Below are 13,370 nucleotides of genomic sequence, written 5' to 3' on the forward strand. Positions count from 1 at the left end.
CCCTTCCGACCTTGCGGTAGCCGTCCATCAGCCGTGCGGCCACCAGCGCCACGTGCGGCACGCTTTGCTGCTCGACCCGGCGCCAGGTCAGCAGCGCGCCTTCGACGTCGCCCTGGGCCAGCTGGACATCGCCCGACAGCATGGTCGCGCGCACGTTCTTGCGGTCGGCGTGCAGCGCCTTGTCGAGCAGGTCCCTGGCTTCATCGACCTGCAGGTGCACCAGCGCGTCCTGCGCCAGTTCGCAATAGAACTGGGCGATTTCCTTCTGGCGCGCGCCGGCGCCGGACTCCTGCAGCCCCATCGCGGCGTCGATCGCGCGGCGCCATTCCTTTTCGCGCTGGAAGATCTCGAGCAGCGCGCGGCGCGCCTGCACGCCGTAGCTGCTCTCGAGCAGCAGGTTGAAGGTTTCCTCGGAGCGGTCCAGCAGGCCGGCCTTCAGGTAGTCCATGCCAAGCTCATATTGCGCGTGCTGCTGCTGCTCGAGCGGCAGGTCCGGCCGCGCCAGCAGGTTCTGGTGGACCCGGATCGCGCGCTCGATCTCGCCGCGCCGGCGGAACAGGTTGCCCAGCGCAAAGTGCATATCGGCCGTCTCGGGATCGAGCTTGACGATCTCGATGAAGGCGTCAATCGCCTTGTCGGGCTGCTCGTTGAGCAGGAAGTTGAGGCCCTTGAAATAGCCTCTCGGCAAGCTGCGGGACTCGGCCAGCAGTTGCTTGATGTCGACCCGGGCGGCTATCCAGCCGAGGGCGAAAAAGACGGGGATGCCGAGCAGCCACCAAAGTTCAAATTCCATGCGTCTCTTTTGTTCGATTGATGGAGGTCAGGCTTAACGCTGCGGCGTCACGCTGTCGGGCTGCGGCTGGCTGATGCTGGCCGTGCCGTTCTGCAGCGCCTTCATCCTGTCTTCCGCCCGGGTGCGCTCGCGCCGCTGGCGGAACACGGTCGGGGTGACGGCAAGGATGCCGAGGGCGGCGCCGGCGACGAAGAATGCCAGCAGCATCAGCACCAGCGGGCCGCGCAATTCGTAATTCAGGAAAAAGTGCAGGTCGACTTCCTGCGTGTTCTTCAGCGCGAAGCCGAAAAACAGGATAAACAGAATTAATCCAACGATGGTGGATACAAATTTCATCAGCCAGGTCTCTCTGTTGAGTCGAAGTGCGAAGTGTCGCACAACACGGCGATTATTCAAAGAATCGGCGTAATGTGCGGCGTAAAGATGGGGTCAGGTCGGTCGGACCTGACCCCGGCGCATCGACGAAAAAAAACGGCATCCAGGGACGCCGTTCTTTGCATGCTGTGCCGCCAGACGACTTAGTCTTCGATGATCGGTTGCCCGACCATCGCGTCTACCCGCTCGCGCAACTGTTTGCCAGGCTTGAAGTGCGGCACCCGTTTCTCGGGCACCATCACCTTGTCGCCGGACTTCGGATTGCGTCCTATGCGCGGTGGCCTACTGTTCAGGGAAAAACTGCCGAAACCGCGGATCTCGATGCGCTGACCGGTCGCCAGGGCGTTGGTCATGGCATCGAGAATGGTTTTGACAGCGTACTCCGCATCTTTGGCCACCAGCTGAGAATAGCGCTCAGCCAGGCGGTTGATCAGTTCGGACTTTGTCATCTGCGATTGGCGAAAACTTAGTTCTTGTTGTCGAACTTGGCTTTCAACAGCGCGCCCAGGCTGGTGGTGCCCGAAGCTGCGTTGTTGTCGGCGGTCGAGGCGATCTTCTGCATCGCTTCCTGGGTCTCGACATTGTCTTTCGCCTTGATCGACAGCTGGATGCTGCGAGCCTTGCGATCGATGTTGATGACCAGCGCGTCAACGGTGTCGCCTACCTTGAGGTGGGTGCCGGCATCTTCGACGCGGTCGCGCGAGATTTCGGAAGCACGCAGGTAGCCTTCGACTTCGTCGGACAGCTGGATCAAAGCGCCCTTAGGCTCGACCGACTTGACGGTCCCCGACACCAGGGAACCCTTGTCGTTCATTGCCGCGAAGTTGTTGAACGGGTCGCCTTCGAGCTGCTTGACGCCCAGCGAAACACGCTCGCGCTCGACGTCGATGGCCAGCACGATGGCTTCCAGCTCGTCGCCCTTCTTGAAGCGGCGGACGGCTTCTTCGCCGGTCTCGGTCCACGACAGGTCGGACAGGTGCACCAGGCCGTCGATGTTGCCGGCCAGGCCGATGAACACGCCGAAGTCGGTGATCGATTTGATCGCGCCCTTGACCTTGTCACCCTTTTTATGGGTAACAGCGAAGTCGTCCCAAGGATTGGCCTTGCATTGCTTCATGCCCAGGCTGATACGGCGGCGGTCTTCGTCGATTTCCAGGACCATGACTTCAACTTCGTCGCCCAGTTGGACAACCTTGTTTGGCGCCACGTTCTTGTTGGTCCAGTCCATTTCGGAAACGTGGACCAGGCCTTCGATACCTTGTTCGACTTCGACGAATGCGCCGTAGTCGGTGAGGTTGGTGACTTTACCGAACAGACGGGTGCTTTGCGGGTAACGACGCGACAGACCGGTCCAAGGATCGTCGCCCAATTGCTTGACGCCCAGGGAAACGCGATTCTTTTCTTGATCGTACTTCAGAACCTTGGCAGTGATCTCTTGACCGACTGTCAGCACTTCCGAAGGATGACGCACACGACGCCATGCCAGGTCGGTGATGTGCAGCAGGCCGTCGATGCCGCCCAGGTCCACGAATGCGCCGTAGTCGGTGATGTTCTTGACCACGCCGGTAACGATGGTGCCTTCTTTCAGGGTTTCCATCAGCTTTTGGCGCTCTTCGCCCATCGAAGCTTCGATAACCGCACGACGCGACAACACGACGTTGTTACGCTTGCGATCGAGCTTGATGACCTTGAATTCCATGGTCTTGCCTTCGAACGGCGTAGTGTCCTTGACCGGACGGGTATCGACCAGCGAACCCGGCAGGAAGGCACGGATGCCGTTGGTCAGGACAGTCAGGCCGCCCTTGACCTTGCCATTGACAGTACCGGTAACGATCTCGCCGGACTCCATCGCTTTTTCCAGCGAGAGCCACGATGCCAGACGCTTGGCCTTGTCGCGCGACAGGATGGTGTCGCCGAAACCGTTTTCCAGCGATTCGATAGCGACGGAGATGAAATCGCCGACAGCTACTTCGAGTTCGCCGTTGTCATTTTTAAATTCTTCGATTGGAATGAAAGCTTCCGACTTGAGGCCTGCGTTGACGATAACGAAGTTATGGTCAAGGCGCACGACTTCAGCAGAAATCACTTCACCAGAACGCATGTCTTGACGTGACAGCGATTCTTCAAACAGCGCGGCGAAAGCGTCAGCGCCGGCAGATGCAGGGGACAGAACAGTGATGGACATAGTTTTGACTAGTTGGCCAGTATTGCCGCGCAAGGTACTTACTAGTATGCGGTCAATAAAGGGTTAGGTTTTTCAACGTCCGGACAGACTTTGCGTCAGGCCGGACACCAAGGTGCTGCAAAAAAACAACGTATTAACTCATGTTTGAGACTAAAACACCTCTCACACTACTCATTCAGACTGCGCATGCAATGCCTTCGCAGCGGCATACCATTCGAGCACTTGTGCGACCGCCTGATCGGCAGTCATTGCAGAAGTATCCAGCAGATACGCCGCTTCCGCGGCCTTCAACGGCGCCGAGCTGCGGTTGCTATCGCGCGCATCACGCTCCGTCAAATCCTTTGAGAGGTCTTCCATATTAGCAGAAAAACCCTTGTCAATCAATTGCTTATAGCGCCGCAAAGCCCTCGCTTCGACGCTGGCGGTCAAAAATACTTTCAGGCCGGCATGCGGGAAAATCACGGTGCCCATGTCGCGGCCGTCGGCCACCAGTCCGGGATGTTGCCGAAAACTTAACTGCAAGCCATATAAAGCCTGCCGCACCGTTGGTATGGCGGCAATTTTCGAGGCCAGGTTGCCGACCGTTTCGACCCGGATATCGTTCGATACATCCTCATTCGCCAGGAAAATGTGGGCACCGTTGAAATGGCAATGCAAATGCTCGGCGGCCTTGGCCAGGGCGTGCTCATCGTCGAGCGAGATATCGCGCCGCATCACCGACAAGGCTGTCAGGCGATACAAGGCGCCCGAATCGAGGTAATGGAACCCCAGGTGCTGCGCCACCCGCTGCGCCACCGTGCCTTTGCCGGATGCCGTTGGGCCATCGATGGTGATGACAGGAATGGGGGGATTAGACATAGGAATACTCGATGGTGATGGATTATTGAAAATTGTTGCCAGAAAGAATTTTTCGTTATTCGCTCAAAGGCGCGGCCAAGGGCGCGAAGATTGCCTGCAAGTCGTCTTGCGTCAATCCGATGTTCTGGGTTTCGCCTTCAGGCGAGAGCATGGCCTGCGCCAGGCCGGCTTTCTTCTGCTGCAGCAGCTGGATGCTTTCCTCTACCGTGCCCTTGGCGATCAGCTTGTACACAAATACCGGTTTGTCCTGGCCGATGCGCCAGGCGCGGTCGGTGGCCTGGCTTTCCGCCGCCGGATTCCACCACGGATCGTAATGGATCACAGTGTCGGCCGCGGTCAGGTTGAGGCCGACGCCGCCGGCCTTGAGGCTGATCAGGAACACCGGCACTTCGCCGTCCTGGAAGCTGCGCACTGCTTCTGCCCGGTCCAGCGTGGCGCCGGTCAGCATGGCATAGCCGATGTCGCGCTGGCGCAGTTCGGCGGCGATCAGGGCCAGCATACTGGTAAATTGCGAAAACACCAGGATACGCCGGTCTTCCTGGCGCAATTCGTCGACCATTTCCAGCAGCTCCAGCAGTTTGGCTGAAGGTATCTCGTCCTGCGCAGCCTGGGTTTCTGGCAGATCAGTCTTGAGCAGGCGCGGATCGCAGCAAGCCTGGCGCAATTTCAGCAAGGCTTCGAGGATCACGATATGGCTGCGGGCGACGCCTTTCTTGGCGACTTCTTCGCGCACCTTCTTGTCCATCACCAGCCGTACGTTTTCGTACAGGTCGCGTTGCGCCCCGCTCAGCGTCACCGAGCGCAGCATCTCGGTTTTCGGCGGCAGCTCCTTGGCTACCTTGTCCTTGGTCCGGCGCAGCAGGAAAGGCTTGATGCGGCGGACCAGCAAGGCGCGCCGGGCCGCATCGCTATGTTTCTCGATCGGCTGCCGGAAATCGCGGTTGAAGGCTTTTTCGTCGCCCAGCAAACCCGGCAGCAGGAAATGGAATTGCGCCCACAGTTCGCCCAGGTGGTTTTCCACCGGCGTGCCGGTCAGGCAAAGCCGATGGCGGGCATTCAGCAAGGCCGCGCTCTGCGCCACCTTGGAGCGGGGATTCTTGATGTAATGCGCCTCGTCCAGGATCAGCAAATGGAATTCATGCCGGCGCCAGTGTTCTTCGTCGCGCGGCAGCAAGGCATAGGTGGTCAGGACCAGGTCGAACTGGCCGACCTGTTCGAACTGCTCCAGCCGCTGTTTCCCTTGCAGCACCAGCACTCGCAGCTCAGGCGCAAAGCGCAGCGCTTCCTGCTGCCAGTTGTCCATCAGGCTGGTAGGCGCAATCACCAGCGCCGGCGCGGTCAGGCGGCCGCTCTGTTTTTCGACCAGGATATGGGCCAGGGTCTGCACCGTCTTGCCCAGCCCCATATCGTCGGCCAGGATGCCGGCCAGGTCGTATTCGCGCAGGAACTGCATCCACGCCAGGCCTTCCAGCTGGTAATCGCGCAAGGTCGCCTGCAGGCCGGCCGGCGCCGCAATCTTCTTGACGCCGCCGAAGGTGTGCAGTTTTTGTCCCATGCTGCGCAGGCGGTCGCCGCCTACCCAGCGCAGCTTGGCGCCGGCGTCCAGTTCCGCCAGGCGGGCGGCGTCGAGCGCCGACAAGCGCACCGGGCCATCCGATTTTTCGGCGAAATACAACTCGCCCAAGGTATTCAGGATAGGTTTGATGCGGCCCCAAGGCATGGCGACATGGATGCCGTCCGACAAACGCACCAGCAGTTCGTCCTGGTCGTCGCGCAGCGCCATGGTGCGCGGATCGAAATCCTGGGGCGCGTGGCGGATCAGGTCGACCAGCAAGGGCAGCAAGGGAACCCGCTGGTGATTGACGACGATGCCCAGTTCGAGATCGAAGGAAGCATTGGCAGGCTGGCCTTCCGCTTCGTCGATCTCGGCGTACCAGTCGTCCACCGCGACCACATCAAAACGGTATTCTGCCCGCTTGTCGAGCAGCCAGCCCTGGCTCGCCAGCTGCGGCAAACCCTCTTTCGCGAAACGCAGCCAGGACGACTGGTCCGGCTGCATGAACATGCCGGGCATCATGGCCAGCGGGTGCTGCGTGTCCTGCAGCGGCAGCATGCCAAGCGCCAGCAACGCCTGGGTAAACACATTCTCGGCATCCTGGTCGCGCACGATCTGTTCGATGCCGGCCGGCGTATTGCGGCTCAGCGTCGGCGTGAACTGGGTCGAGGCGATTTCGCCGTCGTAACGGAAATGCAGTTCGGCGAAATCCTGCATCAGCGGATTGCTGACGCTGGGCAGACTTCCCAACACCAGCACAGGCTGCGGCGGGATGTCCTTGCGGATCGTCTGCGGCACTTGCGGCGGGAACGGGATCACGTCGTTCAAACCCTGGGCCAGCAACTGCTGGGCGACGGCCAGGCGGTCGTCAGGATCCAGCAGCGGCGCCTGGATCACCAGGTCGTTGAGCGCCTTGCTGGAAATCCTGGCGTCGCGCTGCGGCAGCACCAGCTCGCCGCACGAGAGGTTGTCGACATACCAGGGCGGCTCGGTCGGCAGCAGGTAATCGACATGTTTGCGCGCTTGACTCGATCTTGCCTCGGTTCCCGGCTCCGCTTCGAATTGCCAGCCCAGCTGCCACATGTCGCGCACCACGTCGCGGCTGTCCTCGACCCCGTCGTCCATTATTTCGTACCAGGCCAGGCTGGCCCGGCGCGTGGCGGCCAGCTGCAAAGGATAGGCGGTGCCTTTGGCCAGGTCCGCCAGGGAATTGGCCCATAACAGACGCTGTTGCTGCAACAAGGCCTGCAGCAGCTGCGCACCGAGCTTGCCGCTCAATTCGCAAGCCGCGTGCTGGGCATGGTTGCCGTCGTTCTGGGCGACGAACAGGCCGATCAGGTCGCGGTCTTCCGGACGCAGGAACACGGCGGGATCGGACAGCAGGCGCGGCACGTCAGTCACCGGCTGGGCCGACAGGGACTGGCCGTTCGGGCGCTGCTGCGCCTTACATAAATGCAGCACGGCTTTCTTGCCGTTATACGCGGCAGACAATACAAACAGTACTTGGTGGGTGGCGGCTTTCTGGCGCAAGCCCGAAGGCTGCGCCGGCGCCGATCCGGCCGCGGAGACCTCGCCTTCCACCCGCGTCAGCCAGGCTTCCATGGTCCGCGCCAGCGCTTGCACCGGCAACGGCGCCGGGCTAGCTTTGGGTGTGGCGGCAGGCTTTACCGGCGCTGCCGGCTGAGCCAGCTTGGCGGCCGGGATCGGCAGCTGGTCCGTGGACGGACGCTGCAGGTACTCAATCAGGGCCGCCGCCACATGCTTGCAATTGGAGCCGACCGGACAGGAACAGACGCTGTCGATATCCGGCGCATCGCGGAATACGGAGAGCGTGATTTCCTGCTGGTAGACGTTGCTGCCGCTGCCCTGGACCGTGGCGTTGAGGACGTCGCCGTCCTGCTCCACCGCAAGCACGCGGCGCTGGCGGACGTATTCCTGGCCGCGGTCATAGGTTGCCTGGTGCAACACGTCGCGCACATCGGCAAGTGTCAGGTTCATGCGCGGGCCATCGCTTTACAATAAAGTCTGCTCGGCGATATGCGCGAACACGGTGAAATAATCAGGGAAGGTCTTGGCGACGCATTGCGGATCGTTGATGCGCACCGCGGTCCCGCGCAACGCAGCGCCATCCAGCGAAGCCAGCGAGAAACACATCGCCATGCGATGGTCGTCATAGGTATCGATGGTCGCGGCCTGCAGTTGCGCCGGCGGCGTCACGCGCAGGTAATCGCTGCCCTCTTCAATCGTCGCGCCCAGTTTGCGCAGTTCGGTCGCCATGGCGCTGAGGCGGTCGGTTTCCTTGACACGCCAGCTGGCGATATTGCGCAAGGTGCTGGGGCCGTCGGCGTACAAGGCAGCGACCGCAATCGTCATCGCGGCATCGGGAATATGGTTGAAATCGGCGTCGATGGCTTTCAGCACGCCGTTCGATGACGCTTCGATCCAGTTGTCGCCCATGGTGATGGCGGCTCCCATCTGCTGCAAGGCTTCGACAAACCGGACATCGCCCTGGATGCTGTTGTTGCCGACGCCTTCCACCCGCAGCGGGCCGCCGGTAATCGCGCCGGCTGCCAGGAAATACGATGCGGAAGAAGCGTCGCCTTCGACGTGGATGGTGTTCGGGCTCCGGTACTGCTGGCCGGCCGGGATGGTAAACGACTGCCAGCCGTCGCGCTCCACGCTGACGCCGAAACGCTGCATCAAGTTCAGGGTGATTTCAATATAAGGCTTGGAGATAAGCTCGCCGACCACCTCTATCGTCACCGCCTCATGTTTCGCCATCAGCGGCGCCGCCATCAGCAAGGCCGTCAGGAACTGGCTGGAGACGTTGCCGCGCACCTGCATGCGCTGGGTATGCAGCTGGCCGCGCTGGATATGCAGCGGCGGGTAGCCGGCAACGCCGGTGTAAGCAATGCGGGTGCCGACGGCATTCAAGGCGTCGACCAGGTCGCCGATCGGCCGTTCGTGCATGCGCGCCACGCCATGCAGGGTATAGTCGCCGCCCATCGCAGCCAGGGCCGCGGTCAGCGGACGGATCGCGGTGCCGGCATTGCCCATGAACAGGTCGGCCTGGTGCACCGGGAAGCTGCCGTTGCTGCCACGCACGGTGTAAGTCTGCGTACCTTCCGCCTGCTCCCAGGCCACGCCCAATTGCTTGAGCGCCATCAGCATGACCAGCGTATCGTCGGATGCCAGCAGGTCATGGATCCGGGTGGTGCCGTCAGCCAAGGCCGCCAGCAGCAAAGTGCGGTTGGAAATGCTTTTGGAGCCGGGCAGCCGGACCGTGCCCTGCACCCGTGCTACCGGATGCAGGTCTAGGTATTTTGGATAGTGCTGCTTGCGTTGCGTTGTCACTGATTTTGTCATTAATCGCCGCCCTCTTTGTTCTGTTGTTCTGCCGCCTCGATGGCGCTGATCCAGTTGTGCCTTGCCTGCTGCGCATTGCTGTAGACAGCTTCCAGCGCCGGGCCGTCGCCGGCCGCCAGCAAGCCGCGCAAGCGGGTCAGCTGCAGCAGGTAGGCATCCAGCTCGCCAAGCAAGGCTGCCTGGTTTGCCAGTGAAATATCGCGCCACATTTCCGGCGACGAGCCGGCGATGCGGGTGAAATCGCGAAAGCCGCTGGCTGCGTACTGGAACAGCGACGCCGCATGCGGCTTGTTGGCGATATCGTCCACCAGCGCATACGCCAGCACATGCGGCAGATGGCTGACCGCGGCAAACACGGCATCGTGCTGCTGCGGCGACAGGCGATGGATCAAGGCGCCGCACCGCTGCCACGCGGCGGCAACCCTGGCGACATCCTGCTCCGCATTTTCCGGCAGCGGCGCCAGCACCACTTTCTTGCCGACATACAGCTCGCTCAGCGCTGCTTCAGGACCATTCTGTTCACGGCCGGCGATCGGATGTCCCGGTACAAACTGGGCAATCTTGCCGCCCAGCGTTGCGCGCGCCGCCAGCACCACGTCGGATTTTGTGCTGCCGGCGTCGGTAACGATGGTGCCGGCTTGCAGATGCGGCTCGATGCTGGCCAGGATAGCGCCGGTCTGCGCCACCGGCGCCGCGATCAGGATCAGTTCGGCGCCGGCGACGGCATCGGCCACCGAGCCGGCGATGGCGTCGATGATTCCCAGCTCTTGCGCACGCTGCAAGGTTGCAAGCTGACGACCTACCCCGACCACCTGCTCCACCGCCCCGGCTTTTTTCAAAGCCAGCGCAAATGAACCACCGATCAGCCCCACGCCAAATATTGCGATTTTCTTGAACACGAATGATGCTTTAATAAAAATTAATCGAAGCTAAGAGTCAACGTCGATGTCAGCTCAGCAGTTTTTTCAATGCATCGATGAAGGCTGCGTTTTCATCCGGCAAGCCGATAGTGACGCGCAACCACTGCGGCAGGCCATAGTTGGCGACCGGGCGCACGATGATGCCCTGCTTCAGCAGCGCCAGGTTGACGCGGGCGCCGGCAGCCTCGTCGGCGCCGACCTTGACCATGACGAAATTGCCGAACGAAGGCACGTACTCCAGGCCCAGCTCATCGAAAGTCTGCGTCATCTGGCGATAGCCGTCACGGTTCAACTGCGCGCTGCGCTGCAGGAAAGCGGTGTCGTTCAAGGCAGCCACCGCGGCGGCCTGCGCCAGCGAGTTGACGTTGAACGGCTGGCGGATGCGGTTCAGCAGATCGGTGATCACCGGCTGCGCGATGCCGAAACCGATGCGCAAGCCAGCCAGGCCGTAGGCTTTCGACATGGTGCGCGAGACCAGCAGGTTGGGATATTTGCGTACCCAGGAAATCGATTCGTATTGCAGTTCCGGCGGCAAGTATTCATTGTAGGCTTCATCCAGCACCACCACGATTTGCGGCGGTACGCGCGCCAGGAACGCTTCCAGTTCGGCGGCTGGAATAAAGCTGCCGGTAGGATTGTTCGGGTTGGCGATGAAGATCAGCTTGGTGTCGTCGGTGATGGCGGCAGCCATGGCGTCCAGGTCATGGCCGTAATCCTTGGCCTTGACCACGATGGCGCGGGCGCCGACAGCTTGAGTGGCCAGGGCATACACCACAAAAGAATATTCCGCATACATCGCGGCTTGCCCAGCCTGCACAAAAGCGTGGGTAGCCAGCTCAAGGATGTCGTTGCTGCCGTTGCCCAGCGTGATCCACTCCGACGGCACATCGTATTTGGCGGTGATCGCGGCCTTCAAGTCGAAACCGTTGGCGTCCGGATAACGGCCGATATCGGCAACCGCCTTTTGCATCGCAACCTTGGCCGATTCCGGCATGCCCAGCGGATTTTCATTGGAGGCCAGCTTGATGATCTTGGCTTCGTCCAGACCGAATTCGCGCGCGACTTCGGCAATCGGCTTGCCGCCCTGGTAAGGGGCGATAGCGCGTACATATTCTGGACCAAATTTAATTGACATTGTCTGCTTTCGAAACGTATTGTTGACTGCTTGCCATCTGTTGGCTACTTGCTCAGAAACTGCGCGGATACGATCCCAGCAGCTTGTAGAACGCAGCGTTTTGCTGCAGCTCCGCCAGCGCCTTGGCTACCTTGTCGTCTTCCGCATGGCCTTCGACGTCGACATAGAAATAGTATTCCCATGCGCCCATGCGCGCCGGCCGCGACTCGAAACGGGTCATGGAAACGCCGTGCTTGGCGAGCGGCGCCAGCAGCTTGTATACTGCGCCGGCCTTGTTCGCCACGGACAGCACAAGGGACGTCTGGTCCTTGCCGCTGGCGCCGTTTTTCAGGCGGCCGACTACCGCGAAGCGGGTGCGGTTATGCGGATCGTCCTGGATATGGGCGCTGACGATTTGCAGGTCGTATTTTTGCGCGGCGATCTCACCGGCAATCCCCGCCACGGTCGCATTTTCGCTGGCCATGCGCGCCGCTTCCGCATTGGATGCAACCGCCTGCCGCTCGATATTCGGGTAATGCTGGTTAAGCCAGGCATTGCACTGCGCCAGCGCCTGCGAATGGGCGCAGATGCGGACGACGCCATCCATCGTGCCGGCCTTGCTCATCAGGCTGTGATGCACCGGGATCGATACTTCGCCGCTGATGCTGAGCGTGGTTTGCAGCAGCAGGTCGAGGGTGCGGTTGATCACGCCTTCGGAGGAATTTTCGATAGGCACCACGCCGAAATCTGCCGTGCCGGCTTCGGCCGCGCGGAACACTTCGTCGATCGAGACGCAAGCCAGGCCTTCCACCGCATGGCCGAACTGCTGGTACACCGCTTGTTCGCTAAAGGTGCCGGCAGGGCCGAGATAGGCCACCGTGACGCGTTTTTCGAGGGCGCGGCAGGCCGACATGACTTCACGGAAAATGGTCTGCACGTCGCTGCCTTGCAGCGGGCCGGGATTGCGTTCGGCGACTTTTTGCAAGACTTGCGCCTCGCGCTCAGGGCGGAACACCGGCGCATTGGTCTCGGCCTTGACGTGACCGACCTCTTGCGCAATCTGCGCACGGCGGTTCAGCAAGGCCAGGATTTCCGCATCGATCGCATCGATCTGCTGGCGCAGGGGGAGGAGTTTGTCTTCGCTCATGATTCTATCTTCGACTCTATCTTTGGTTCCGTTACTTGGCTAAGCAAATCATCGCAAACAGGCTGCAGTGTGCAGCAGGCTAGCCGCGCTGCTTTTCGAATTCTTTCATGTAGGCCACCAGGGCTTGCACGCCAGCCAGCGGCATGGCGTTGTAGATCGACGCGCGCATGCCGCCGACCGACTTGTGTCCCTTCAGCTGCAGCAGGCCGTTTTCCCTGGCGCCGGCCAGGAACGCATCGTTGCGCGTTTCATCGGCGAGGAAAAACGGTACGTTCATGCGCGAACGGCAGTTGCTGGCGATCTTGGTCCGGTAGAAGTCGCTGGAATCCAGGTAATCGTACAGCAGCGCTGCCTTGGCGATATTGCGCTGTTCCATCGCCGCCACGCCGCCCTGCTGCTTGAGCCACTGGAACACCAGTCCGGCGATATAGATCGCATAGGTCGGCGGCGTGTTGTACATGGAATCGTTGTCGGCCACGATCTTCCAGTTAAACGCGGACGGGCAAGCCGGCAGGGCATGACCCAACAAATCTTCACGCACCACCACCAGGGTCAGCCCGGCCGGTCCGATATTCTTTTGCGCGCCGCCATAAATCACGCCGTACTTGGAAACATCCACCACGCGCGACAGGATGTGCGACGACATGTCGGCCACCAGCGGCGCGTTATTGGTTTCAGCGGCGACATCCGGCGTGAACTGGTATTCGACGCCGTCGATGGTTTCATTGGTGCAGAGATGGACGTAAGCCGGATCCTTGGACAGCTGCCAGCTGTCGCGCTCGGGAATCTGCGCGAAATGGCTGTCTTCGGAAGAGGCGGCGACATTGACGTTGCCGTAGCGCCGCGCTTCTTTCAGCGACTTGATCGACCAGGAACCGGTATTGATGTAATCGCTGGTCGCCGGCTGGGCGCGACCGCCGCGCCCCATCAGGTTGAGCGGCACGATCGCGTTCTCGGCAATCGCCCCGCCTTGCATGAACAGCAGCTTGTAATTGTCCGGCACCGCGAACAGCTCGCGGAAATCGTGCTGCGCCGCCGCCAGGATAGACATGAACTC

At 61.1% G+C, this 13,370-nt stretch carries 11 protein-coding genes; all 11 read right to left on the bottom strand.

The window, feature by feature from the left end; all coding sequences use genetic code 11:
• Positions 1-793, bottom strand: a 793-nt coding sequence (locus JWQ61_RS15635) for a lipopolysaccharide assembly protein LapB (protein ID WP_304361341.1), incomplete at its 3' end; no start/stop codon positions are given.
• 33 nt (positions 794-826) lie between these two features.
• Positions 827-1,129, bottom strand: a complete 303-nt coding sequence (locus JWQ61_RS15640) for a lipopolysaccharide assembly LapA domain-containing protein (RefSeq protein ID WP_304361342.1) — start codon at positions 1,127-1,129, stop codon at positions 827-829.
• A gap of 182 nt (positions 1,130-1,311) precedes the next feature.
• Complete coding sequence (locus JWQ61_RS15645) at positions 1,312-1,617, bottom strand: integration host factor subunit beta (RefSeq protein ID WP_152246925.1); 306 nt, start codon at positions 1,615-1,617, stop codon at positions 1,312-1,314.
• Between the two features lie 17 nt (positions 1,618-1,634).
• The gene (rpsA, locus tag JWQ61_RS15650; RefSeq protein ID WP_304361343.1) at positions 1,635-3,353 is read right to left on the bottom strand and encodes a 30S ribosomal protein S1; all 1,719 of its coding nucleotides are present in this window, start codon (positions 3,351-3,353) and stop codon (positions 1,635-1,637) included.
• Between the two features lie 171 nt (positions 3,354-3,524).
• The gene (gene cmk, locus JWQ61_RS15655; protein WP_304361344.1) at positions 3,525-4,211 is read right to left on the bottom strand and encodes a (d)CMP kinase; all 687 of its coding nucleotides are present in this window, start codon (positions 4,209-4,211) and stop codon (positions 3,525-3,527) included.
• Positions 4,212-4,266: 55 nt separating this feature from the next.
• Positions 4,267-7,764, bottom strand: coding sequence for a DEAD/DEAH box helicase (locus JWQ61_RS15660; protein WP_304361345.1), 3,498 nt, complete (start codon positions 7,762-7,764; stop codon positions 4,267-4,269).
• A gap of 15 nt (positions 7,765-7,779) precedes the next feature.
• On the bottom strand, positions 7,780-9,132 hold the full coding sequence (aroA, locus tag JWQ61_RS15665) for a 3-phosphoshikimate 1-carboxyvinyltransferase (protein ID WP_304361346.1): 1,353 nt from the start codon (positions 9,130-9,132) through the stop codon (positions 7,780-7,782).
• Entirely contained in the window at positions 9,132-10,031 is a 900-nt protein-coding gene (locus tag JWQ61_RS15670; RefSeq protein WP_304361347.1) for a prephenate dehydrogenase/arogenate dehydrogenase family protein, read from the bottom strand. Before JWQ61_RS15670 ends, aroA begins: the two co-directional genes overlap by 1 nt.
• Positions 10,032-10,080: 49 nt before the next feature.
• Positions 10,081-11,187 (bottom strand): histidinol-phosphate transaminase, encoded by a 1,107-nt coding sequence (hisC, locus tag JWQ61_RS15675; protein ID WP_120234428.1) that lies wholly within the window; start codon positions 11,185-11,187, stop codon positions 10,081-10,083.
• 52 nt (positions 11,188-11,239) lie between these two features.
• Positions 11,240-12,313, bottom strand: a complete 1,074-nt coding sequence (gene pheA, locus JWQ61_RS15680; RefSeq protein WP_304361348.1) for a prephenate dehydratase — start codon at positions 12,311-12,313, stop codon at positions 11,240-11,242.
• Between the two features lie 79 nt (positions 12,314-12,392).
• Positions 12,393-13,370: 3-phosphoserine/phosphohydroxythreonine transaminase (gene serC, locus JWQ61_RS15685; protein WP_304361349.1), on the bottom strand; the 978-nt coding region annotated here is incomplete at its 5' end.

The organism is Collimonas fungivorans (assembly GCF_028292705.1).
Classification (GTDB): Bacteria; Pseudomonadota; Gammaproteobacteria; order Burkholderiales; family Burkholderiaceae_D; genus Collimonas; species Collimonas fungivorans_B.